The 24,463-nt window shown below is 38.3% G+C and carries 20 protein-coding genes, 1 other RNA gene and 1 other annotated feature; of the genes, 3 read left to right on the plus strand and 18 right to left on the minus strand.

What is annotated here, in order from left to right:
- Positions 1 to 165 precede the first annotated feature (165 nt).
- The 10 genes from MOK21_RS04015 to hisS form a co-directional block, all read right to left on the minus strand.
- On the minus strand, positions 166 to 1,341 hold the full coding sequence (locus MOK21_RS04015; RefSeq protein WP_249072688.1) for a GNAT family N-acetyltransferase: 1,176 nt from the start codon (positions 1,339 to 1,341) through the stop codon (positions 166 to 168).
- A gap of 41 nt (positions 1,342 to 1,382) precedes the next feature.
- Positions 1,383 to 3,101: a phosphoenolpyruvate--protein phosphotransferase gene (ptsP, locus tag MOK21_RS04020; RefSeq protein ID WP_249072689.1), complete on the minus strand. Its 1,719-nt coding sequence runs from the start codon at positions 3,099 to 3,101 to the stop codon at positions 1,383 to 1,385.
- A complete protein-coding gene (locus tag MOK21_RS04025) occupies positions 3,095 to 3,364 on the minus strand; it encodes an HPr family phosphocarrier protein (protein WP_249072690.1) in 270 nt (89 codons plus the stop codon). The genes ptsP and MOK21_RS04025 overlap by 7 nt, the downstream gene beginning before the upstream one ends.
- Before the next feature lie 17 nt (positions 3,365 to 3,381).
- A complete protein-coding gene (locus MOK21_RS04030; protein WP_249073029.1) occupies positions 3,382 to 4,101 on the minus strand; it encodes a sugar isomerase domain-containing protein in 720 nt (239 codons plus the stop codon).
- A gap of 4 nt (positions 4,102 to 4,105) precedes the next feature.
- Positions 4,106 to 4,828, minus strand: coding sequence for a GntR family transcriptional regulator (locus MOK21_RS04035; protein ID WP_374110115.1), 723 nt, complete (start codon positions 4,826 to 4,828; stop codon positions 4,106 to 4,108).
- 32 nt (positions 4,829 to 4,860) lie between these two features.
- Positions 4,861 to 6,015: an N-acetylglucosamine-6-phosphate deacetylase gene (gene nagA / locus MOK21_RS04040; protein WP_249072692.1), complete on the minus strand. Its 1,155-nt coding sequence runs from the start codon at positions 6,013 to 6,015 to the stop codon at positions 4,861 to 4,863.
- A gap of 385 nt (positions 6,016 to 6,400) precedes the next feature.
- On the minus strand, positions 6,401 to 6,937 hold the full coding sequence (locus MOK21_RS04045) for a GrpB family protein (protein WP_249072693.1): 537 nt from the start codon (positions 6,935 to 6,937) through the stop codon (positions 6,401 to 6,403).
- Positions 6,938 to 7,036: 99 nt separating this feature from the next.
- A non-coding RNA gene (ssrS, locus tag MOK21_RS04050) (6S RNA) lies at positions 7,037 to 7,235 on the minus strand.
- Between the two features lie 136 nt (positions 7,236 to 7,371).
- Complete coding sequence (aspS, locus tag MOK21_RS04055; RefSeq protein WP_249072694.1) at positions 7,372 to 9,141, minus strand: aspartate--tRNA ligase; 1,770 nt, start codon at positions 9,139 to 9,141, stop codon at positions 7,372 to 7,374.
- Positions 9,142 to 9,410: 269 nt separating this feature from the next.
- Positions 9,411 to 10,676: a histidine--tRNA ligase gene (hisS, locus tag MOK21_RS04060; RefSeq protein WP_249072695.1), complete on the minus strand. Its 1,266-nt coding sequence runs from the start codon at positions 10,674 to 10,676 to the stop codon at positions 9,411 to 9,413.
- Between the two features lie 117 nt (positions 10,677 to 10,793).
- Positions 10,794 to 11,035: a binding site (T-box leader), on the minus strand.
- 162 nt (positions 11,036 to 11,197) lie between these two features.
- On the opposite strand from hisS, the gene MOK21_RS04065 reads away from it, so the two are divergent.
- The gene (locus MOK21_RS04065; protein ID WP_249072696.1) at positions 11,198 to 12,772 is read left to right on the plus strand and encodes an N-acetylmuramoyl-L-alanine amidase family protein; all 1,575 of its coding nucleotides are present in this window, start codon (positions 11,198 to 11,200) and stop codon (positions 12,770 to 12,772) included.
- Positions 12,773 to 12,972: 200 nt separating this feature from the next.
- On the opposite strand, the gene MOK21_RS04070 is transcribed toward MOK21_RS04065, so the two are convergent.
- From MOK21_RS04070 to MOK21_RS04090, 5 genes are all read right to left on the minus strand, one after another.
- Positions 12,973 to 13,188, minus strand: coding sequence for a DUF2642 domain-containing protein (locus tag MOK21_RS04070; protein WP_249072697.1), 216 nt, complete (start codon positions 13,186 to 13,188; stop codon positions 12,973 to 12,975).
- A gap of 73 nt (positions 13,189 to 13,261) precedes the next feature.
- Positions 13,262 to 13,702, minus strand: coding sequence for a D-aminoacyl-tRNA deacylase (dtd, locus tag MOK21_RS04075; RefSeq protein WP_249072698.1), 441 nt, complete (start codon positions 13,700 to 13,702; stop codon positions 13,262 to 13,264).
- Between the two features lie 93 nt (positions 13,703 to 13,795).
- Positions 13,796 to 15,991 carry a RelA/SpoT family protein gene (locus MOK21_RS04080; RefSeq protein ID WP_249072699.1) on the minus strand — a complete coding sequence of 732 codons (2,196 nt, stop codon included), beginning with the start codon at positions 15,989 to 15,991 and terminating at the stop codon, positions 13,796 to 13,798.
- A gap of 370 nt (positions 15,992 to 16,361) precedes the next feature.
- Positions 16,362 to 17,276, minus strand: coding sequence for a pseudouridine-5'-phosphate glycosidase (locus tag MOK21_RS04085; RefSeq protein ID WP_249072700.1), 915 nt, complete (start codon positions 17,274 to 17,276; stop codon positions 16,362 to 16,364).
- A 4-nt stretch (positions 17,277 to 17,280) separates the two neighbouring features.
- Positions 17,281 to 18,372 carry a carbohydrate kinase gene (locus tag MOK21_RS04090; protein ID WP_249072701.1) on the minus strand — a complete coding sequence of 364 codons (1,092 nt, stop codon included), beginning with the start codon at positions 18,370 to 18,372 and terminating at the stop codon, positions 17,281 to 17,283.
- A gap of 348 nt (positions 18,373 to 18,720) precedes the next feature.
- Here MOK21_RS04090 and MOK21_RS04095 point away from each other — a divergent pair, with 348 nt between their 5' ends.
- A complete protein-coding gene (locus MOK21_RS04095; protein WP_249072702.1) occupies positions 18,721 to 18,879 on the plus strand; it encodes a hypothetical protein in 159 nt (52 codons plus the stop codon).
- On the opposite strand, the gene MOK21_RS04100 is transcribed toward MOK21_RS04095, so the two are convergent.
- The gene (locus MOK21_RS04100) at positions 18,880 to 20,139 is read right to left on the minus strand and encodes an MFS transporter (protein ID WP_249072703.1); all 1,260 of its coding nucleotides are present in this window, start codon (positions 20,137 to 20,139) and stop codon (positions 18,880 to 18,882) included.
- A 217-nt stretch (positions 20,140 to 20,356) separates the two neighbouring features.
- Between MOK21_RS04100 and MOK21_RS04105 the strand changes: the two genes are divergently transcribed.
- The gene (locus tag MOK21_RS04105) at positions 20,357 to 20,803 is read left to right on the plus strand and encodes a MarR family winged helix-turn-helix transcriptional regulator (protein ID WP_249072704.1); all 447 of its coding nucleotides are present in this window, start codon (positions 20,357 to 20,359) and stop codon (positions 20,801 to 20,803) included.
- 676 nt (positions 20,804 to 21,479) lie between these two features.
- Here MOK21_RS04105 and MOK21_RS04110 read toward each other — a convergent pair.
- A complete protein-coding gene (locus MOK21_RS04110; RefSeq protein WP_249072705.1) occupies positions 21,480 to 21,992 on the minus strand; it encodes an adenine phosphoribosyltransferase in 513 nt (170 codons plus the stop codon).
- A 33-nt stretch (positions 21,993 to 22,025) separates the two neighbouring features.
- On the minus strand, positions 22,026 to 24,344 hold the full coding sequence (gene recJ, locus MOK21_RS04115) for a single-stranded-DNA-specific exonuclease RecJ (protein WP_249072706.1): 2,319 nt from the start codon (positions 24,342 to 24,344) through the stop codon (positions 22,026 to 22,028).
- Between the last annotated feature and the right edge of the window lie 119 nt (positions 24,345 to 24,463).

Raw genomic sequence — 24,463 nt, forward strand, 5'->3', positions numbered from 1 at the left:
TCACCATTTTATACCTTGTGAAATGACGTTGAAAATTGGGCTATATCTCTGTTGTAGGCTAGTGAATGGATTTGCCTAACTGGTATAGTCCAGAAAAGTGTCCAAAAAAATTTTACTATTAAACTGACTACATTCCTATTCACTTTCCAACAACGACATTGGTACTTAAAAGTATTCATAGAATGCAGGTTTATTAGAGGGTAATGCTTGCTGCCAACGATGAATCATTTCTTCAGCCAATTGTTTATTTGCATACAAGACCGCGTCCTTCACAGAAAGATAGCCCACCATCATCGCTGAAAAAAGATTAATTGGTAATGTTAACATATGCATTTCTGGGATGGAATTTGTTTCAACTATCGAGACATCCCCATTTTTATTTATTTCATATGCGTGCTTATTCCAACTGCAAAACTCATCGTCAATTTGAATAAACAACGGCTCCTGAATAACGCCCCACGGATAATGTTGCATAAACCTCAAAACGTCTACAATTCTTACCATCACATCCTGAACAACTTCCTTTTTAAACTGTGGTTCTTTAAAATAGAAGCCGAATGGATAGTCGTTAGAAGTAACGCCCTTAATGTTACTTACACTTGCCGCATGAGACGTAATAAAACGCCAAATTGCTTGTTCTGCTAGTAAATCCTCAGCTATAAAATCATGAATCTCAAAAGTACCATCCTGAATAATATAGCGAATATATGCTGCAATTTTATCGTCCTTAAAGTATGCCGCAAAATGGCTATCGGGCATCCTTCTCTCTATTCTTCTCCACCAAGCATCGTTTCGTAGCATACTGCCATTACTGAAAAGCGCCTGTGCATTATGAAAATCCTTAATCGCCTGAAAAAGATCATGATCCGACCATTCAAAGCTCATACGTTTTACTACATCCAAATGCTTTCCAAAAGAAGGGAACATCCAGTGTGGGATGGTATAACAAAGCTTCTCAAAGAATAACTCCCAACCAAAGTAACGGTAAAAAGATACTGAAAATGGTGCTAACACAGAAATACTCTGCCCATTCTCTCGCATTTTCTTCAACGCCTCTATCATTAGCTTTTTGATGATTCCCTGTTGCCGATATTCAGGATATGTTGCAACGAAACCAATTCCGCCCATCTTATAATTTGCACCATGAATTGTCATATTTAGTGGCAATATTAATAGCTGTCCTACTACTTTCTGTTCATCGTAAGCCCCCAATGTTGTGCTATGCTCCACCCAATAATGAAAATCATCTCTCCGCGCATCCGTATATTTATTAGGAAAACAATAATCTCTTAATTGATGTACCTGTAAATAATCTTTTTCTGGGACTATTTTTATTTCCATATGCAAAATCACCCCTTTGCAGTACTGAATATTCTTGCAATTTATGATAAACTTAATAAATTACTTTTGACATATTCCTCAACCTCTAATGCCGTGGATAGCAGTAAAATACGTTCATTATGTAGCATTAACTGCTGTTTAGAGAGCTTAGTGATATGTGCACGAGTCTTTAAAATAGAGGAAGCACTCATCGAAAACTCGTTTAATCCAAACCCTAGTAAAATCGGTATTGCTATTTCATCCGCTGCCATTTCACCACACATACCTACCCATTTTCCATGATGTCGTGCTGCATCAATGACATTTTTTATAAGTCTTAATACAGCAGGATGGTACGGTTGATATAAATAAGATACATTTTCGTTCATGCGATCTGCTGCTAACGTGTATTGGATTAAATCATTTGTACCAATTGAGAAAAAGTCCACTTCCTTTGCAAGGATATCTGCCATGATGGCTGCTGATGGAATTTCAATCATCACCCCTACTTCTAGCGTTTCAGATACAGAATACCCATCGCTTTTCAAACTTTGTTTTTCTTCAAGCAAAATGGACTTTGCCATTTTAAATTCGTCCAATGTAGCAATCATCGGAAACATAATCTTTAAATTGCCGTATGCGCTTGCTTTTAGTAATGCACGAATCTGTACACGAAACATTTCTTGCTGCGTTAAACTTATTCGAATGGCACGATAGCCAAGAAAAGGGTTCATCTCAGCTGGAAGTTTTAAATATGGCAGATTTTTATCGCCGCCAATATCTAATGTTCGAACAATCGTTGGCTTCCCTTGCATTTTCTCAAGTACGCTTTTATATGCTTGAAACTGTTCCTCCTCAGTAGGTAGCTCCTGCCGTTCCATATATAAAAACTCCGTCCGAAACAAGCCGATGCCATCCCCTCCAGCATTAATGACCATATCAGCATCGTCGGGATTCCCTATATTTCCTGCAATTTCTACAAAAATTCCATCTGCAGTCACACTTGGTAACGAACGATACTGAAGAAGTTCTTCGTACTCCACATTGTGTAAACGTTGCTGCTGCCTATAGAAGCTAGATAATTCTGATGTAGCGTTGACAATAATCTTGCCATTTGTCCCATCTAAAATAATTGGTGTTCCATGCTGAATAACCTCCGTGGCGCTTTTCGTCCCAACCACTGCTGGAATCTCTAACGTCCTTGCGAGAATAGCAGAATGAGAAGTTTTGCCACCAATATCCGTTACAAACCCCTTTACATACTTTGTATCTAGCATAGCGGTCATAGACGGTGTTAAATCTTTCGCAACGATAATAACATCAGAATTTAAACGATTCATATCCACCAGTTCAACACCTAATAAATGGGCTAATACTCGTTTAGATACATCTTGAATATCTGCAACTCGCTCCTGCATATAGACATTGTCTAGCCCTTCAAACATGGCAACGAACATATTCGATACTTCTTCTAATGCAAATTCAGCATTCACCCCAGATTGAATCTTCGCTTCAATAGACGAAAGCATTTCAGGATCCTCTAGTACTAATAAATGTGCCGCAAAAATAGCCGCTTTTTCAGCACCAAATTTCTCCTGAGCTAATCCATGAATTTCGTGAAGTTCCGCTTTCGTTTTTACAATGGCCTCCTTAAATCTATCTAGTTCAGCATGTACATCCGTAATCTTACGTTCTTCAAAAGTTAGATCTGGTTCCGTTAAACAATATGCATTTGCAAAAGCAATTCCCTGAGAAACAGCAATTCCCTGTATTTCTAGCATTCTTCACCAATTCCTTTAGAAACCATTACTTCTGTTATTGCTTGAAAAAGTTTCTCGGCATCAGATCCCTCTGCTGATATTTCTACAATGCTTCCCGATGCAATTCCTTGTGCCATAACGCCCATAATTGATTTTAAATTGACTGATTTCTCTTTATACGTTAACTGCACGTCACAGTCAAATGGTGTTACAGCGGTTACTAGTAACGCTGCAGGTCTAGCATGTAGTCCCTCTGGCGATGTAATTTTAAACATTTTCTTCATCGATATCCCTCCGCATGTCATTTAAAGTTAATACGATGTTGATAATTGGCAATCATAGCCTCATTATGAGACAAATCCGAATCAACATTATTACTTTTAAAAACCGGTAATATTTCATTAGATATAGCCATATTCTCAATAATCTCACTAAATAATGCATTTAAAATAAAGGAACCAATAACTGTAGAGGATGGTGCATACTGGATTTCATTGTGATGCAGCAAACCATCTCCTATCGGTATATGTGTATCGATAGCTAGCTCTACTACATCCTCTAAGCGCTGTCCACTTTGATGGCGGGTCGGCTGTTCGCCATACGCAAGAGATTGTAAAGACATAACAAGCACGCCTGCCTTTTTCGCTAAAAATGCTACATCTATAGGTGCTTGATTTCTCCCAGATGTCGATATAACTATGCAAACATCATTTTCATGAAAATCAAAATGATCTTTATACTGTTCAATGATCGTTGGGTCTTTCTCGTTTTTAGATGATGCCATTGCTCCCGCATGTAATGTTAAAGGCTCAATAATTATCGGACGTACAGGTACAAGCCCTCCCGCACGATAAAATGCATCCTGTGCTAAAAGTTGCGAATGGCCACAACCAAATAATTGGACAATCCCTCCGCGTTGAAGCCTTTGGACAATTAACCGTGCAGCTTCTTTTATTTGAGCATATTCTTGCTCCTTCACGATCTGCATTAGCTTTTGTATTTCTAGAAAATATGCATCCATTGGATCACCTTTTAATTTCACTAATGAATTTGTATCGATCAGCTCGATAAGTACTTCGCACAAGCTCGAACGGAACCCCATCAGATAAATAACTTGTACGTTTAATAATTAACACAGGTGCAGTATGATTAATTTGCAAAAATTTACTATCTTCTTTTGACACAATAGCTGCCTCCATTTGCTGAATGGCATTGCCAATTTTTTGATGAAACTTCGCCTCAATTAATGCATACAAAGACCCCATTATTTTCTTTTCATCTAATTCTGGATATACTTTTGCTGGTATATAGGTTCTTTCGATTGCCATAGGCTTGGAATCTGCGCTACGAATTCGTACAACGAAGAATACTTCTTCACCCATCCCTAACATTAAGTCTCTAGCAATATCAACTGGTGGTACGATTTTTTCAAAGCGTAAAACTTTACTGCTTGGTTCCATCCCCCTTGCTCGCATATCCTCTGTGAAACTTGTTAATCCTTTTAACGGTTGTTCTAATTTTGGGTTGGCGACATATGTACCTCTCCCTTTTTCACGATACAGCAATCCGCTATTGACTAAATTTGTGATTGATTGACGAACAGTCATTCTACTCACATCAAACTGCACAGAAAGCTCTCGCTCAGAAGGTATATTTTCACCGATTTTGTATTCTTCTAAATAAATGCGTTGTTTAATGATTTCTTCTATTTGTATATAGATAGGTATATGAGAATTTTTATCTAACAAGTGTTGCACCATCCTTATCGCCTTCTTTACTTTCATTTCTCAAATACAACTTTACCCCGACAAATAGTTTTTTGTACATTTAAATTTTCATCCAGTAATACAAAATCTGCATCATAGCCTTCTGCAATATGGCCTTTAGTTGAAAGCTGTAATTGCTTAGCTGCGTTCGTAGAGGACATTGCAACAATTTCCTGCAATGAGCAATTGGTGATAGCTTTCATATTTTTCACGGCTTGCTCCATCGTTAGTACACTTCCTGCTAAAGCCCCATTAGATAAATGAGCTCCATCCTTAGAAACATGAACGGTTTGACCACCTAAATCATAATCACCGTAATGTAAGCCTTTTGCTCGCATCGCATCGGTTATTAAAATAATCCCCTCTGCTCCCTTAAGACGATATGCTAACCTCACAGCCTGAGGATGGCTATGCACGAAATCAGCTATAATTTCAGTCTTCACCTGATCCTCTAATAGCACTGCACCAACGACACCAGGGTTTCGATGATGGAAAGGGCGCATTTGGTTATATAAATGTGTAGCCTGTTTTATGCCCAATGTTACCGCCCTATCCACCTCCTCAACTGTTGCGTCAGAATGGCCAATAGAAGCAATAACATTTAAATCCTTTAGCGATTCAATAAACGTAAATCCGCCTTCTACTTCTGGAGCAATTGTAACTTGTTTAATGCGTTGCTTACTCATGTTCTGCCAGGATGCAAATTGCTTTGTAGACGGTAGAATAATATATTCAATTGGCTGTGCTCCTGCCCGTTTTTTCGATACGTAAGGACCCTCTACATGTATTCCTAATAAGCTTGCCTCATCATCATTATTTTCAAATTGAGCAACATTCATTAAAGCGCTTTCAATCGCTTCTATTGATTGTGTCATTGTAGTAGCTAAGAAGCCCGTAACGCCTTCCTGTACTAAAGAGCGTGCCATTTGATGTAATGCTAATTGCGTAGCATCCATCACATCGTGTCCAGCAGAGCCATGGATGTGCATATCAATATAGCCAGGTAGTAGAAACCAATTTTTATCTTTACCATTTATATAATGCTCAGCCTTAACAGATAAATCGCGACTTATTTTATTAACCCTACCATTTTCAATGAATACATCCCCTATAAATACTTCATGATGATTGACGATCGTAACATTGGAAATTAAAAGCGTATTCTTCAATAGATCACCCCCTAATCATTTTTTGAGGAGCCTTTGCCGAAGTTACCAAGCTACCTGTTAAATCGGTATAGTTGTCTATACCAATTATATAATGCTTTTGCAAAAATAAAAAGTACTTTTTTATATTTTCTAAATTTTTAGATGAATTATCATAACGTGGGGTTGATTTCCGTTCCGGCTGGGCGCTTTCCTGGGGGCGTCCGATGAGCCGCTTCACTCGCTCCAGGGTCTCATCTGTGACGCTAATCCCCAAGGAGTCGCCCAGCCTTCACTTCAATCAACTTTATACACAAAGTATAGCTTTTACAAATGTAAATCCAATTAACGAGAATGATTAATTATCATTCAATTTCTTTGTTCTATTTTCGTAATTTATAGCCACTCCTTATTTATCACCTGCCAAAGCAATTCTCTTATTAAAAATCGATTGTACAAATTGCTCTTTATATGATGTATAATCATTAATTCCCTTTAAATTGCTGTTAAGGAAGTTTAATTTTAACTTTTCATATTGCCTTTTGATGTCTTCGTTTGCATTTAAATAATCTCTAAAAAACAATAAATCACACCACTTTTTTTCTTGATAATTCACCAAATGAACAAAATGTGTTTTGACTTCAAATGTGTCGTCTGTAAACTTGGCAAATACAATTTCTGCCGGTCTTTCTACACGCAATCTATAAAAACCAGCTTTTCTCATTTCTTTTAAAAATGACTCTAAAATATTATCAATATCATCAACACCCATAATAATATCGATCACTGGCTTTGCCTGAATCCCCTCAATCGATGTACTACCAATATGTTGAATACGATCACAATGGATATTCGTATGTTCTATAATCATAGAACGAGCTCGTATAAATTCATTTTTCCATTCATTATTATACGGCACAATTTTCACTTCATTCTTTTTTACCAAGGATCATGTCTGTTCTCCCCTGTCTTTTTGAGTAACTATTTATTTGCACTAAAAAAGGAGCTATTTTATGCTCCCTTTTGTACGTATTTACTATGTATGACGAATCCCGGTTGTGCCGTTATACCAAGAAACATTCGTTTTGAACCCGCAATTCGCAGGGGGGTGCCCGCTTTGCAGCTTTAAACGTCCCGCTCCGTTGGGGCTTGTTTGCGACTACAAAATGAAGGCTCCCGATTCAAAAGTGTTCGGTCAAAACTGTTAAGTAGAGCTGGCAATTAGACGAACACATCAGGATTCGTATTACAGTTATAATAACACCTTATATCTGATAATTCAAACTATTTTCTTTAGAAAAATCTAAATTCTTGCGAAAACGCAAAAAATACCTAGATTCTCAACAAATTTTGCTAGAGAACCCAGGTATTTAGAATTAATTATTTTCTGAATGGTTTGATGGCTAAACTTAACTCGCTCAATTGATCAGGAGACACTTCACTTGGTGCGTCTGTCATTAAGCAGCTTGCACTTGCCGTTTTCGGGAATGCAATTGTATCACGTAAATTGTTGCGACCTGCAAGTAGCATGACGAAACGGTCAAGACCAAATGCTAGTCCTCCGTGTGGCGGTACACCGTATTCAAATGCTTCTAATAAGAAACCAAATTGCGCCTTCGCTTCTTCTTCTGAGAAACCAAGTAATTTAAACATTTTTTCTTGTAAATCGCACTCATAAATACGTAATGAACCTCCGCCAAGCTCATAGCCGTTTAATACGATATCATACGCTTGTGCTCGCACTGCTGAAGGATCAGTATCCATTAACTGAATATCTTCATCGAATGGACGTGTGAATGGGTGATGGGCAGCATAGTAACGACCATCTTCCTCAGAGTACTCAAACAATGGCCAATCTGTGATCCATAGGAATGCAAATTCTGATTCGTCGATTAAGCCTAAATCTTGTCCTAATTTCGTACGAAGTGCACCTAGAGATGCTGCTACAACAGACGCTTTATCAGCTACAAATACTAAAATATCGCCTACTTCAGCTTTCATACGTTCAATTAATGAAGCTGCTAAAGCATCGTCAAAGAATTTTGCAATTGGTCCATTTAAGCCTTCTTCTGTTACTTTTAACCAAGCAAGACCTTTTGCTCCATAAATGCCAACAAATTTTGTCAGTTCGTCCATGTCTTTACGAGAATATTTATCTGCTGCACCTTTAATATTGATACTCTTTACTTGTTTGCCTTGAGCTACTGTATCAGCAAATACTTTGAAATTACAGCCATCAAAAATATCGTTTAATGCAACTAACTCTAAGCCAAAACGTACATCAGGTTTATCTGAGCCGTAACGATCCATGGCTTCTTGATATTTCATTCGTTGGAATGGAGCAGGGATATCAATGCCTTTTACTTCTTTCATTACAGCTTGGATTAAGCGTTCATTCATTTCTAAAACTTCTTCTTGTGTAAAGAAGCTTGTTTCAATATCTACTTGTGTAAACTCTGGTTGACGGTCAGCTCGTAAGTCTTCATCACGGAAACAACGTGCGATTTGGAAATACTTCTCGAAACCAGATACCATTAATAATTGCTTAAATAGCTGAGGTGATTGTGGTAATGCATAAAATTCACCTTCATGAACACGTGATGGTACTAAATAGTCACGAGCACCTTCTGGAGTTGATTTTGTTAAAATTGGTGTTTCTACTTCTAAGAAGCCTTCGTTTTGTAAGAAGTTACGAATTGTACGAGTAACGTCTGAACGCATTTTGAAAGTATCAAACATTACAGGACGTCGCAGGTCAAGATAACGATATTTTAAACGTAAATCTTCGGATACATCCGTGCGATCTTCGATTTGGAATGGTGTTGTTTTTGCCGTATTAATCACGACTAATTTTGTAGCTTCTACCTCAATTTTGCCGTTTGGTACATTTGGGTTGATTTGATCTTCTGCACGAAGAATGATTGTTCCTTCCACTTCGATTACGTATTCACTACGTACTTTATCAGCTAAAGCATGCGCTTCTGCTACATCAGGACTAAACACTACTTGTGTGATTCCAGTACGGTCACGTAAATCAATGAAAATTAAACCACCTAGGTCGCGGCGACGTTGTACCCAACCTTTTAATACGACTTTTTCACCTTTTAATGCTTCTGAAAGTTCGTTACTAGCATGTGTTCGTGTTGCCATTTATTTAATTCCTCCAAAATTTATTTGGCTAATTACCATAACTTAGGGGTGATTTGCGTTCTATCTTATCCACAAAACGTCATCCCTAACTCTTGATGATTGACCATTTATTTTACTTATGTAGCATACAGTTCCTAATAAGTAGCGAATGGATGCTAAGGAAAATTAGATTTCATTTCAATGTAAATGATGTAATCTGTCCAAAATGAAGGCATAGATTTTTAATCATTTGGACAGATCATCCTGTATTGCTATAAACGATTAATCGTTTATTGTTTTAACAGGTAGTTCACTAATTCTGAGAACGCTACTTTTTGTTGTTCACCTGATTCCATATGTTTAACAGTCGCTACTTGCTCTTCTAGCTCTGTTTCCCCTAAAACAATCGTATATTTTGCACCTAAACGGTCTGCCGATTTCATTTGAGCTTTCATTTTGCGATCTAAATAATCCATCTCAGTAGAAATGCCCTTTGCACGGAAGGTACTTGTTAATTCTACAGTTTTTAGCTTCGCTTCTTCGCCCATAGCGATCATATAGACATCAAGTCCTGATGCTGTATCTAATTCAACACCCTCAGCTTCGAGTGCAAGTAACAAACGCTCGATACTTAATGCGAAACCGATACCTGGTACTTCAGGTCCACCGATTTCTTGCACAAGGCCATTATAACGACCTCCACCACAAAGTGTAGTTATTGCGCCAAAACCAGAAGCCGTTGACATAATTTCAAAAGTAGTATGATTGTAATAATCAAGACCCCTTACAAGATTTGGATCAACCTCATACGTAATACCCAGTGTATCTAAATACGTTTTAACTTGAGCGAAATATGCTGCTGATTCCTCTGTTAAGAAATCAGTTAATGCAGGTGCAGATTTCATTAATGGGTGCTCGCGGTCTACCTTACAATCCAAAATACGTAATGGATTTTTTTGCAATCGATTTTGGCAATCCGAACAAAACTCATGAATATGTGGTTCGAAATGTTGTAGCAGCGCTGTACGGTGTGTTTCACGTGTTTCTTTATCGCCAAGTGAATTAATGACTAATTTTAAATCCTTTAAACCAGCGGATTCATAGACATCCATTGCAAGTGCAATTACTTCCGCATCAATAGCTGGATCAGCTGAACCAATGGCCTCTACGCCAAATTGAACAAATTGACGGTAACGCCCTGCTTGTTGACGTTCATAGCGGAACATTGGTCCTAAATATGAAAGCTTTACTGGTTGATCAGGTGCACCAAACATTTTATGCTCCACATAAGCACGAACTACACCAGCTGTATTTTCTGGACGTAATGTTAACGAACGGCCACCGCGATCTTCAAATGTATACATTTCCTTTTGAACAACATCTGTTGTTTCACCGACACCACGTGCAAATAAATCTGTTTGCTCAAAAATTGGTGTGCGAATTTCATTGTAGCGATAAACACGACAGATATCACGGATAACTGCTTCTATCTTTTGCCATTTTTCTGATTGACCAGGCAAGATATCTTGTGTCCCTCGTGGCACTTTAAAACTCATAGAAAAACCTCCTTTATAAATTGCTTATGAACAAGCTGTCTTCTGGTCTTCTTTCATTTTTGAGGAACGAAACGCTCAAAATGTCCAATAAAAAAAGCTCTCGCCTCCTTGCGTATTGCAAGGGACGAGAGCTGTGCAAGCTTCCGCGGTTCCACCCTAGTTGACGCATCAAATACATGCGTCCTCCTCCTAATCGGATAACGGCCGATTCCGTTTTTTCCTACTAAGCATTACTTTTCAGAAAAAAGCCTCTCAAGTGTTGTTCACAATATACATTTTTGTAGGAAAGATTTCAGCCTAGGTCTTTCCCTCTCTTCTTCAATAGAGGTATATGCTACTTGCTTGGTCATAAGCGATTAATCATTTTTGATTACCCTTTATGTTAGTCACAACAATAGGCAATGTCAACTGTTTTTGTTTTTTTTACAATACATTTGTTAAAATAACAAATTCCATTACCTTTTTCCCAAGAAATCTATTACAAAAGCATGGTAAAATAGCACAAGAATAGGAGGAATCTGATGAGGAAAAAACTTTTAAATATTAGTATCATCTTCGTATTAGTGCTAATGATTGCGATTCCAGGTATGAATAATGTTCAAAAAGCACTAGCCAACACCAGTGATTTAAAAGTAAATGGAACGATTCTTCATTTACGTGAGGGACCTGGCCTATCCTATCCAATCATTACAACATTAGATGAGGGTGATCCTTTAACTTCTATTAGTCGAGAGGGCGATTGGATTCAAGTAAAAGCAGGCGATTACGAAGGTTGGGTAGCCTCCTGGCTGACAGCTTCAATCAACGATAAACAAATGATTGATAAAACCTTGATTTCACAAGTCGATCGTCTAAATATCCGTACTGAGCCTGACATATCTTCAGCAGTTCTTGGACAATTATCAATAGGAAACCAAGCAACACTTATTGAAAAAAATGGCGAATGGGCAAAAATAGATTGGAACGGACTAGTTGGGTGGGTATCTACTGACTATGTTACGATCAATGACCTACCCGAAAAAAAGACAGAAGCTAACGAACCAAAAATTGAAGTATCTACAAAAAAAATCAACAAAGATACAACATTTACAGTTTTAGTGGATTCGCTTAATGTGCGCCAACAGCCCGACTTAAATGCTAAAAAAATAGGTACTGTTTCAAATGGACAAGCCTTTAAAGTGCTAGCTCAAGAGCATAACTGGGTACAAATTCAATATAACAACAAAATAACAGGTTGGGTTTATAGCTTTTACGGCACTTATTCAAATACTAAAAAAACGGCATCCAAATCTACATCGTCCTCAGAGCTTGAATCTGTCACAATCATTTATAATGGGACAAACCTACGGACAGATGCAACAACAGCAGCTGATGTTGTTACACGTGTAGATGCTGGTGAAACCTACCCTATTGTGGGCGCTAAAAATGACTTTTACGAAATACAAGTAAATGACAAAACTGCATTCGTGGCAAACTGGGTCGTTACTACCACTTCGTCAGGTAATGCCGCAACTGCTATAAAAAAGGAAAAATCTGAGCCACGCAAGAAAGGCACTTTAAATGGGCTTACAATTGTCGTAGATGCAGGACATGGTGGAAATGATCACGGCACTACAGGACAACGTGGAACAAATGAGAAGGAAATTACATTGAAAACGGCATCTCTACTTGGTTCAAAGTTAAGTGCCGCTGGAGCCAATGTTGTTATGACAAGAGAATCTGATGAATATGTGGCACTTCGTAAACGCGTATCCATTGCGCACCAGTATGAGGCAGACGCTTTTATCAGTATTCATTATGATGCAACAGACGATAGCTCTGTTAATGGCTTTACCTCATATTATATGAACAGTAATCAACAAGGTCTTGCAGAGGCAATAAATAAGGGACTCTCAAATAAAATAGATTTAAAGAATCGTGGGACCCAGCAAGGGAATTATTTAGTTTTACGAGAAAATCGCCAACAGGCTGCCCTTATAGAGCTAGGCTACTTAAGTAATGGTAGTGAGGAACGTTTTATTACAACCGCTAAATTCCGTGAACAAGCTACTCTCGGCATCTACCAAGGTATTTTAAACTACTTTAACGAAAATTAATAAAGCGAAACTTGAGATTCTTAGTCTTCACCAATCGAGCAATAACAAATAAGCTGCGAAGGAAAGTAGAACTGTACTTCCTTGCAGCTTATTTATTATGCACTTATGAAATTATTTATGACTATTTCGTTTAAATCCATTATGCCTAACGCTAAAACGAAAAAGGCTCCAACTCACTTTACATGTGATCCTTTATGCGCTTATTCTTTTCTTTTTGCTACCGTCACCCATGCTATTTCCTTCATACAAATGAAAAGCGGTGTACGGCTAACCTCTACAACGATATCGTCTGGTAATACAGAGATTAATTTTCCTTGCTGAATATTTTTCTCAGTTTGTACTACAATTTCCTGACCAATCATCATGTTAAGAGTTTCGTATAAATATGGATTTGATATGCTTCCTACTTGCGTCATCCTTCATACACTTCCTTCCTACAAAACTAACCATACTATTTACTGTATGAAGAAATTATAGGAAATGTACCATTTATTTAGACTCAAGAAGTATTGTAATCGGGCCATCATTTGTTAGTGCAACATCCATCATTGCACCAAATATTCCTGTCTCCACATGTAAACCGTGTTCAAGCAAGGCATTATTAAACGCCTCCCATAACGGTTCCGCAACTTCTGGTCTTGCTGCACTTGTAAAACTTGGACGATTCCCTTTTTTAGCATCCCCATACAATGTAAATTGTGAGACGGATAGAATAGCCCCTCCATGCTCTAAAATGGAATGATTCATTTTTCCATCAGCATCCTCCCAAAGGCGGAGATTCGCTACTTTTTTCGCTAAATATTCAACATCCTCTTGCGTGTCCCCGTGTGTAATGCCCACTAGAAGAACATAACCGCTATCAATAGCTCCCGTCACTTTTCCGTCAACAGTAACAGAGGCGGCTTTACTACGTTGTAAAACGACTTTCATTCTTTAAAACCTCAATTCTCTTTCATTGTGATGCACCAGAAAATCCATTACTCGATACATAACAAAATGGCCATCATATATTTGGTCAAGAAATTAGTTAATAACACGTTGTACTGAATATATATCAGGCGTTTGCTTAATACGTTCCACTACTTTATGCAAATGTGAAATATTTGAAATCGAAATCGTTAAATGAATCGTTGCCATTTTTTCGCGGTCTGCACGACCACTCACTGCTAAAATATTCGTTTTCGTTTCGCTAACAATTTGCATAATTTCATTTAAAATGCCTGGTCTATCAAAGGCTGAAACTTCAATATCAACAGGATATTCTTTTTTCTCTGGGGCAAGTCCGTGTTCCCATTCAACCTCTATTAGGCGCTCCTGTTCATCATCAACTTGAATATTTGGACAGTCTGCACGGTGCACTGAAACACCTCGACCTTTTGTAATGAAACCTACAATTTCATCTCCAGGAACTGGCGTGCAGCAACGTGAAAGTCGAATAAGCATATTGTCGATATCTTTTACGATAACACCCGATTCCGTACGTTTTTGTGGAATAGGGTTTTTCATTTTTTGTTCAATTTTCTCAAGCGCTTCTTCCTGTTCACGCTCTTTACGACGTTTTTCCGCTAAGCGATTAACAACCTGTTGAGCTGTAATTCCATTCACGCCGACAGCAGCATATATATCTTCTTCATTTGTATAGTTAAATTTTTCACATACACGTTTCAAATTTTCTGCTGACATTGTTTCTTTTACGTCAAAATCTTGTGCACGGATTTCCTTTTCTATCATCTCTTTACCTTTGATGATGTTCTCCTCACGAAGATGACGTTTGAAAAATTGCTTTATTTTATTTTTTGCCTGTGAGGATTGGGCTATTTTTAGCCAATCGCGGCTTGGACCAAATGATTGCTTAGAAGTTAAAATTTCAATAATATCTCCCGTTTTTAACGGTGTATCAAGCGGTACCATTTTACCATTGATTTTCGCGCCAATTGTACGATTTCCAACTTCTGAATGCACACGGTATGCGAAGTCGATAGGTACAGAGCCTGCTGGTAATTCAATGACATCTCCTTCTGGTGTGAATACATAGACCATATCAGAGAATAAATCAAACTTTAAAGATTCCATAAATTCTTCAGCATTAGAAGATTCATTTTGGAATTCTAAAATTTCTCGGAACCACGTTAATTTCTGGTCGACATTTTGTTTTTCGTTATCAACTTTTTTACCTTCCTTATACGCCCAATGCGCTGCAATCCCGTACTCGGCAATTTTATGCATTTCCTTCGTACGAATTTGAACTTCTAATGGGTCACCATAAGGGCCAATTACTGTTGTATGCAGTGATTGATAGAGGTTTTGTTTTGGCATTGCGATATAATCTTTAAAACGTCCAGGCATTGGCTTCCATAAAGTATGCACAATCCCAAGTACGGCATAGCAATCTTTAATACTATCGACAAGTACACGAATGGCTAATAAATCATAAATCTCGTTGAATTGTTTCTTTTGTAATACCATCTTACGATAAATACTGTAAATATGTTTTGGACGACCATAAACATCCGCTTCAATTTCAACATCTGTAAGCTGTGACTTCATCTCTGCCATTACATTGTCTAAATAGGCTTCACGTTCATCACGTTTTTTCTTCATAAGACTGACAATGCGATAATATTGCTGTGGATTTAAATAACGAAGTGCTGTATCCTCAAGCTCCCATTTAACAGTTGAAATCCCAAGACGATGCGCAAGTGGTGCAAAAATTTCAAGCGTTTCTTTAGAAATACGGCGTTGTTTTTCTGCTGGTAAATGCTTTAACGTGCGCATATTATGTAGACGGTCTGCCAATTTAATCAAAATGACACGAATATCCTGCGCCATCGCTACAAACATTTTCCGATGATTTTCTGCTTGTTGTGCTTCTTTCGATAAATATTTAATTTTCCCTAGCTTTGTTACTCCGTCTACAAGTATCGCAACCTCTTCGCCGAATTCACGTACCAAATCGTCGCGTGTAAAATCCGTATCCTCGACAACATCATGTAAAAAACCAGCCGCAACTGTTTCAGGATCCATTTGTAATTCAGCTAAAATACCAGCTACTTGCACAGGGTGAATAATATACGGTTCACCCGAGCTTCGGAATTGCTCAATATGGGCATCCCTTGCTAATTCATATGCTTTTTTCACGAATGCGACATTTTCATCATTCATGTAGGATTTGACTAACTCAAAAACGTCCTCGGGAGTCAAAATTTGCTCTTTCGCCATAACATGTCCACCTTGCTCGTCAAATTTTTCAGATTAGATATAAACTTAATTGTATAAAATTATATGGGCTATTGTAAAGTAACTGTGTCATTTTGTTTAGTTATTCTCATGAACAATGCTAAAAATGGAAAAATATTCTCTGAAATGAATAAAAAGACCCTTTGCGAATTTAATATTTCGCAAAGAGCCTATCTCTCCATATAATGGTTACTCCACTAAAAATATGGTTTTTAACCATAACGTGTGGTTGATTTCTGTGCTGATCCCTAAGGAGTCGCCCAGTCTCCACTCCAATCAACTAAATGTTTTAATAATGTCATCCATAATTTTTAGGGATCCAAAATATGAATTTTATGATCAATTGAATTGTTTAGCTTAATTTATTATATGCTACAGCAATTTTTGTACCAACTACTGCATTATTTTTCACTAATGCAATATTGGCATCAAGGCTTTTACCTTCTGTTAATTCTTTCACTTTTCCAAGTAAGAATGGTGTCACGTTTTTACCTTGAATACCGTTTTCTTCTGCTTCTACTAGAGCTTTTTCAATGATACCTGTAATGAATGAACTTTCAAGTGCTTCAGACTCTGGGATTGGGTTCGCGATAACAGCTCCACCTTGTAAGCCTAATTGCCATTTTGCACGTAGCATTTCCGCCACTTCCTCTGGTGTATCAATCTTGAAGTTTACATCAAAACCACTTTGACGTGTATAGAATGCTGGTAGTTCATCAGTACCGTATCCAACTACTGGTACACCTTTTGTTTCAAGATATTCTAACGTTAAACCAATATCTAAAATAGACTTAGCCCCTGCACAAATGACAGCAACATTTGTTTGTGCTAATTCTTCTAAGTCTGCTGAAATATCCATTGTTGTTTCAGCACCGCGGTGTACGCCGCCGATACCGCCAGTTACAAAAATTTCAATACCAGCTAGCTCCGCACAAATCATTGTTGCAGCTACTGTTGTTGCTCCTAATTTTTTTGTTGCTAAAAGATAGCCCAAGTCGCGACGAGATGCTTTTGCTACACCTTGTGCATTACCGAACATTTCAAGTTCTTCATCAGATAAACCAATTTTAATTTTACCATCGATTAATGCAATAGTTGCTGGTACTCCACCATTATCACGAACAATTTGTTCTACTTCACGTGCAGTTTGAACATTTTGTGGATATGGCATTCCGTGGGAAATAATTGTTGATTCTAATGCTACGATTGGTAAGCCTTTCGCTTGTCCTGCTTTTACCTCTTCTGATAATACGATGAATTCTTTCATGTTGTTATTCCTCCATTTCACTGTTTAACAAATCAACTGATAATTCAGGTCTTACTGTATATGGAGATGCAAGCGTATTTTTGGCATTCGTTAAGCCTGCATCAATACACGTTGCAAAGGATTGCTCAGTAAGCCAGCTATGGATCACAGCACTGACAAAGGCATCTCCTGCACCTGTTACATCTTCAATTTTTTCAATAGCTTTAGCTGCAAAGTGACTTGGCTTCGTTGTAGTGGACGCTGCATACACACCCTTGCTACCCGCAGTAATTATTACCTGTTCAGCACCTAATGTAAGAAGTTGCTGTAAAGCCTTTTCATAATGCGCAGAGTTATCGATTTTATGACCAACAATCGTCTCTGCTTCATCTGTATTACAAATAAACCATGTAACTCCTTGCAATGTATCCGGTAAGCGATTCATTTTTGGCGAAGATACCGGTACGATGACAAATGGTATGTCACGTGCAATCGCAACCTGCTGTATGTATGCCACGGTTTCCTTTGGACAATTCAAGTCCATAATAAAGCAGCCTGCATTCATCAGCATGGCCTCATGTTTTTTCAGCAAACTTGGCAATAAAAGCTCATACACTTCCATATTTGCTACAGCTAATGCTAACTCGCCCTGCTCATCCATTATCGCAGTATAGGAACCAGTCGAAGCATCTGGTAGCTGTTCCACATAGCGTAAATTCATAAATGGCTCTGAAGCTTCCTGGATCACTTGCCAATCAGCATCTTTGCCAGCAGTAGTCAACAATGTTACTTGATGATTTAATCTGCCTAAGTTTTCAGCGATATTTCGCCCAACACCACCTACACTAAATGAAGAGCTAACAGGATTAGATGTACCGAATTGGACATTACCCTTTACATGAAACTTTCGGTCAAGATTGGCTCCACCGATACAAATGATTTCATTCTCCTCAGGTAAAATATAAGCACGACCGACGATTTTCCCCTGCTTCGTTAAGCTCGACACTAAATTAGCAAGCACCGGTCGAGACAGATTCATCTTATCTGCCATCTCTTGCTGAGACATAAACGGATTCTGACGAATTAATGCAAGGACCGCCTGTTCTCTTTCATTCATAGCATCACCTTTTGTTATATTTGTTTACATTATAAACTTTTGTTTGAATGATGTCAAAAAATTTTTTAAAAAAGTTGAAGCCGCTATGTTATTGGCTTCAACTTCAATGTTGTTGTGCAAAGTTCAGGTTTTTGCGGCGTTCCTTGCGTGGTTCGCGGCGTTCTTCGCTTGGTTGGCGGCGCATTTTTGTGGTTTGGCGGCGTTCTTTGCTTGCTTGGCGGCGCATTTTTATAGTTTGGCGGCGAAACTCACACTTTTAGCGGCGAAGTCCAATATAAGCTGGACTAATGTTTTCTGTGCGAAAGCGAAACAACAACAAAAGCAGCGAAAGCAACTCGGTGCTCCGAAATGCCAATCGCTGATAAATTGCTGGGTTTCGCTGATAACTTCATGAACACCGCTGATAACATCACGGAAACCGCTGATAAATTGCCAGGTATCGCTGATAACATCATGATCATCGCTGATAAATTGCCGACAACCGACGATAGCATCAAGAATTCTTGATTATCGAGTATTAGCTTGATGAGGCGGTTGTTTTTTCACGATGATGACAAATAAGCTTGCCAATGCACAGAACATACCTGCAAGGAAAAAGGCCCAAGTATAGGAATCGAAAAATTTGTAAATAAGGCCTCCACCATAAGCAGCAACTGCCGCTCCTGCTTGATGTGAAGCAAAAATCCACCCATAAATAATGCCACTTTTGTTTGTACCGAAAATTTGTCTAGAAATAGTAATCGTTGGAGGCACTGTAGCGATCCAATCTAATCCGTAAAAAATTGTAAAGATTGTCAGTAAAGTGAACGACCCTTGCATTAATGCATACGGGAGTAAAAGCAAAGACATTCCTCTTAAAAGATAATACCAAAACAATAACCATCGATTATCAAAACGGTCAGACAACCACCCAGATAAAGTCGTGCCTACAAGATTAAACACGCCCATAAAAGAAAGAAAGGATGCAGCGGTTACTAAAGGGACACCAAAGCTAATACAGTAAGAAACAAAATGGGTACCAACTAACCCACTAGTTGAAAGTCCACAAATAAAAAAACTCCCCGCTAATAGCCAAAATTCTTTCTTCTTAATAGCCTCAAATAACCCATTAAAAGCAATAATAATCGGATTTTTCTTATGATTCTCTTTTTGGGTTTCAACTTCTTCTTCCATTCCATAAGGAAGAATTCCAATATCCTGCGGTTTATTTTTAATAAATATAGAAATCGTGATAAACATAACCATACTTAAAATAAGAATTAATCCAATCGCCCATCGCCAAGAATAATGCTCAATAATAATTGCTAATATAGGGAGGAGAATTAACTGCCCTGTTGCAGTACTCGCCGTTAAAATGCCTACTGCCAACCCTCTACTTTTCACAAACCAATGATTGGCTACATAAGGACTTAACACCGTTAAAAAAAGACTTGCTCCTAAGCCAATAATACCGCCCCATATAATAATTAACTGCCATGATTGAGTCATGAAAAGCGTAAGCAACATACCTACGAATAATGTAGCCATCGCCCCTAGCATCATTTTCTTTAAACCGGCTATTTCTAGTAAAGCTGCCATAAATGGACCTGAAAATCCATATAAAAATAGACTCACTGCAAATGCTAAAGCAATTAAAGACCGATCCCAATTAAATTCTTTTTCAAAGGAGTCTATAAATACCCCAGAAGATGACATAGTAATCCCTGCAACAATAATGGAGAAAAAGGTTACGACTAAAATAAACCAGCTATAATGAATACGCTTCATCTTGACACCTTCATTTCTTGAAAGATTTTTTGAAATACTCCTTAGTAATACATGTATATGCATATATTAATGGAATAAATCCCTTTTAAAAACATGTATATACATATATAATCTTAGTAATCGCTTTTACTACTGTCAAGAAACATTTTCCAGCTTAACAAAATAAATCAATAAGGCTACTATAATATTGAACCAACTCGAAAAGGAGTCCGGAGCAATGAAGAATATAGATTACACACAAATATGCGTATGTGCAAACCTTCGAAAAAAAACACGCGTCGTGACACAACTGTATGATAAATTACTACAGCCCACTGGCTTAAAAGTTACACAATACTCAATGCTAGCAAATATCGATCTTCAACAATCCGTTTCCATAAGTCAACTAGGGGAAATTTTGCTGCTCGATCAAACAACCATTACTCGTAATATTAACTTGTTAAAACAAAATGGCTATGTCGATTTAAATAGAGATCCACAAGATGCTCGAACAAAGGTCATTACACTTACCGATAAAGGGATTGAAAAATTAAACGAGGCTGCTCCAATTTGGCAAGATATCCAAGAAAGAATTATTAAAGATATTGGCATTGAGAAATACGAGGATTTTTATGAAACACTTAAAACTATCCAAAAAATAATTAAAACTTATGATGAAGAATAAATAAAAGAAAGAATCCATTTTGAAAATGTTTGTTCAAAATGGATTCTGCATGATGATTATCTCAATGAAATTAAGGTGTCAATTAAGTATAGCTCTTCGGCAAAATGAGGGAGTGATTTCCGTTCCGACTGAGCGCTTTGTCCCGCTGTCGCACAGATAAAACATTTGTTGCTGCCGCTTCGCTTTCGCTACAGAAAACATTTGCCGCTGTCGCTTTGCTTTCTCGCAGAGCAAAGCTCCCCGCAGTGAAAGCGAAACAGGCGGCTTGACGCTCGCCCCTTGAAAGCGAGTAGCCTGAAACCGAAATCACTTTTACTTCGACATTCAAATACCGCTAGCATAGTTCCCCTTTTGACAAGATTACTGCTTGCCCACCTACCATCACGCTTGGATTATTTTTATTTAGTAATTTTGTCACAATGTTAGAGGGTCTACCCATACTGTGCCCTTGGAGGAACAAGTACTTTGATTAAATTCATTTAGAAAGTGATGAGCATAAACTCTTCGTCTAAATTTACATGAATCACTACACCTGCTGGATGACCGCCAAATTTTGTTTCTGTAAAAGCGTCAATAACATAAACGGACAAAGCTACGTCTCCCTTAATATAAATAAAAAAACGCCACAAAAATGTGACGCTTTTTTGCAATCTTTATAACAAGAAACTCATCTTTATTAATATTGAATAAGTGTTTTAATGTCTAGGTCACCAAGTTTTGCACGACCGTTTAGATCTGTTAACTCGATTAGGAAGGCACAGCCAACAACTTGACCACCTAATTGTTCAACTAGACGTACTGTCGCTTCAACTGTACCACCAGTCGCAAGTAAATCATCACAGATTAATACTTTTTGACCTGGTTTAATCGCATCTTTGTGCATTGTTAGCGTATCTTTACCGTATTCAAGACCGTAGTCAGCACTGATCACTTCACGTGGTAATTTTCCTGGCTTACGAACAGGGGCAAAACCAATTTCAAGTGCATAAGCAACAGGACATCCGATAATGAAGCCACGAGCCTCAGGACCTACTACAATTTCAGCACCTAATTCTTTTGCGTAACTAACGATTTGATCTGTTGCATATTTGTATGCAGGACCGTTATCCATAATTGTTGTAATATCTTTGAAGCTGATGCCTTCTTTTGGCCAGTTTTCAACCGCTGTTACGTATTGCTTTAAATCCATGTTATTGTTCCTCCTACGAAACTTTTTCGTATATTAATGTAATCGTTCATCAAACCATTGTTTTAATTCTATATAAGGGGCATACACAAGCTTTTGCTCCATTTCAATCTGTTCTGAACGTTGTTTGTAAGACGGCGCCTCTGTAAGTGCCTGTTTTGGAGCATTCACGTTGACAGTCGTCAGTCCACTCTCCATTCTAACAAAATCAAGCTCAAAAAACACCTTTGTCATAAATTTTAATGCATCTAATGGCCAGCCCGTATGCTTCGCTAATTCAGGCAAATGCATATTTAGTGGAAAAGCAGGGCGATTCTTCAAAAACTTATAATACCAAGAGAATTGCTCGCGTGTAGGCAATCCATTGAAATACTGAGAATCTGGCATGTAAAAGTGTGCATAAATACGGGAAGGCGCCGCTTTTCGTAAGACATCTTCTAACATTTGAACATTTTGTGGCAAATCCAGTAGGACAATATAATTGCTTTGTTCTACATTTGAAAGTGTTGCATCCACTGCCAAAATCGGTACACCAATTAGGGATTGGTAATAAGTCACCGTCTCTGGACGGAAGGCGATGAATGTTGCCTCCTCTTTCGGGACCGTATTTAACCAGCGTGATGTTTGACGTATACCACGAATGTCAAATAACTGCCATTCAGTCGTTTGGACATCCTCTATCATAAATTGTGCTTTTTTACGTCCTTGCCATTCGTTAATTTGTAAATCTCCAGTAAATGATACTTTGATTCCATATGTTAACTCGTCGTGTAAATGTCCTTTATTGAATCCGACACTATCTAATTTTTCATAGCCATCCGTCAATTCCATTTTTATATGATTTTCTGCTGCTCCAATTTTCCGCATGGAGGAGATCTCCACATCTTCGAGCACATAAACAGGCTTCGGAAAATCCGTACCATATGGCCCAAGCGTAGAAATCTCTTCAATAGCATCTGCTGAAATCTCATCCATTTTTAGTGGTATATCTATATTGAGTACAGGTGTCAATTGCTCTTCCGATAAACATGCTCTAGCTTGCATATCTAAGCGTGCTCTTAATTCATCCACATGCTCAATGGATAATGTCATCCCTGCTGCCATAGGATGCCCACCAAAATGAGGTAATATATCTCGATTTTTCGCTAATTCATTATATAAATGGAATCCTTCGATACTACGAGCTGAGCCTTTAGCTGTTCCTTTTTCATAGTCTAATGACAGGACAATTGTTGGGCGATAATAGAGCTCTACAAGGCGAGAGGCGACAATTCCTACTACTCCAGCATTCCAGCCTTCTCCCGCAATCACTAAAACGAGTGAATCCCCGATTTTTTTATCGGATTCAATGAGAGCAATCGCTTCATCTGTAATACGCTTAACAATATCTTTGCGTTCACTATTACACGTATTAAGCTGTTTTGCCAATGCTGTCGCCTTCGTATTATCCTCAGCCATTAATAGTTCGACACCCGGTGCCGCTTCTCCAAGCCGTCCGACTGCATTTAAGCGCGGTCCAAAATAAAAACCGATTGTTTCTTCACTGATTTTGGCTTGCTCTGCACTTGCTACTTCACACATTGCCTGCACCCAAGGACTGAGTGAACGGCGCATTTCTTCTATTCCTCGTTTTACTAGGTAACGGTTTTCATCAACTAATGGTACTAAATCCGCTACTGTTCCAACAGCAACATATTCAATTAAATGCGTTGGTAGTTCTCCATATAGAGCATGTGCTAACTTAAATGCTACCCCTACACCGGCAAGCTCACCAAATGGATAATGTCCCTCTGGAATGCGAGGGTGTAATATTATATCTGCAGGTGGTAATTCATCGCCCGGCTCATGATGGTCTGTCACGATAACATCCATACCTAGTTCTTTCGCAACACGAATCGGTTCAATACCTGAAATACCATTATCAACTGTAATTATAAGCTGCACACCCTCGTCATGTGCTTCACGAAATAGTGCTTCATGCGGTCCATAGCCGTGAATAAAGCGATTCGGTATTTTAAACGATACATCGGCACCGAGGTCAAGTAGCACATTGAGCATTACTGTCGTACTAGTAACACCATCCGCGTCATAGTCGCCATATACTAGGATTTTCTCTCCATTATCAAGCGCTTGCTCAATACGTGCCACAGCTTCTGTCATACCATGCATTAAAAACGGGTCATGGATACTTGCTTCTGTCATATTTAATAAGCTCTCTGCGTCAGCAGTAGTTTCACAGCCTCGTGCAGCTAAAATTTTAGCCGCAATCGCAGAAAGTTGTAGGTCATTTTGTAATGTTTGGACAAGCTTCGCGTCTGGGCGCTCTACCTGCCATCTCTTTTTTGATAGAATCATCTTCTCACTTCCTCACGAAAGCTATTATACCGAAAATCGAGCCTATCCGCACTATCTGTCAGAATGATAGTTTTATCCATCAGATCATACTAAACTACCCGAAGAATTGAAGTCAGAGT

The organism is Lysinibacillus sp. BPa_S21 (assembly GCF_023337795.1).
GTDB lineage: Bacteria > Bacillota > Bacilli > Bacillales_A > Planococcaceae > Lysinibacillus.

Bases quoted from the DNA above. Each gene is read 5' to 3' on its own strand.
- MOK21_RS04015 (WP_249072688.1), bottom strand. From the start codon at position 1,341: ATGGAAATAAAAATAGTCCCAGAAAAAGATTATTTACAGGTACATCAA.
- ptsP (WP_249072689.1), bottom strand. From the start codon at position 3,101: ATGCTAGAAATACAGGGAATTGCTGTTTCTCAGGGAATTGCTTTTGCA.
- MOK21_RS04025 (WP_249072690.1), bottom strand. From the start codon at position 3,364: ATGAAGAAAATGTTTAAAATTACATCGCCAGAGGGACTACATGCTAGA.
- MOK21_RS04030 (WP_249073029.1), bottom strand. From the start codon at position 4,101: ATGGATGCATATTTTCTAGAAATACAAAAGCTAATGCAGATCGTGAAG.
- aspS (WP_249072694.1), bottom strand. From the start codon at position 9,141: ATGGCAACACGAACACATGCTAGTAACGAACTTTCAGAAGCATTAAAA.
- hisS (WP_249072695.1), bottom strand. From the start codon at position 10,676: ATGAGTTTTAAAGTGCCACGAGGGACACAAGATATCTTGCCTGGTCAA.
- MOK21_RS04065 (WP_249072696.1), top strand. From the start codon at position 11,198: ATGAGGAAAAAACTTTTAAATATTAGTATCATCTTCGTATTAGTGCTA.
- MOK21_RS04070 (WP_249072697.1), bottom strand. From the start codon at position 13,188: ATGACGCAAGTAGGAAGCATATCAAATCCATATTTATACGAAACTCTT.
- dtd (WP_249072698.1), bottom strand. From the start codon at position 13,702: ATGAAAGTCGTTTTACAACGTAGTAAAGCCGCCTCTGTTACTGTTGAC.
- MOK21_RS04080 (WP_249072699.1), bottom strand. From the start codon at position 15,991: ATGGCGAAAGAGCAAATTTTGACTCCCGAGGACGTTTTTGAGTTAGTC.
- MOK21_RS04085 (WP_249072700.1), bottom strand. From the start codon at position 17,276: ATGAAAGAATTCATCGTATTATCAGAAGAGGTAAAAGCAGGACAAGCG.
- MOK21_RS04090 (WP_249072701.1), bottom strand. From the start codon at position 18,372: ATGAATGAAAGAGAACAGGCGGTCCTTGCATTAATTCGTCAGAATCCG.
- MOK21_RS04095 (WP_249072702.1), top strand. From the start codon at position 18,721: ATGCCAATCGCTGATAAATTGCTGGGTTTCGCTGATAACTTCATGAAC.
- MOK21_RS04100 (WP_249072703.1), bottom strand. From the start codon at position 20,139: ATGAAGCGTATTCATTATAGCTGGTTTATTTTAGTCGTAACCTTTTTC.
- MOK21_RS04105 (WP_249072704.1), top strand. From the start codon at position 20,357: ATGAAGAATATAGATTACACACAAATATGCGTATGTGCAAACCTTCGA.
- MOK21_RS04110 (WP_249072705.1), bottom strand. From the start codon at position 21,992: ATGGATTTAAAGCAATACGTAACAGCGGTTGAAAACTGGCCAAAAGAA.
- recJ (WP_249072706.1), bottom strand. From the start codon at position 24,344: ATGATTCTATCAAAAAAGAGATGGCAGGTAGAGCGCCCAGACGCGAAG.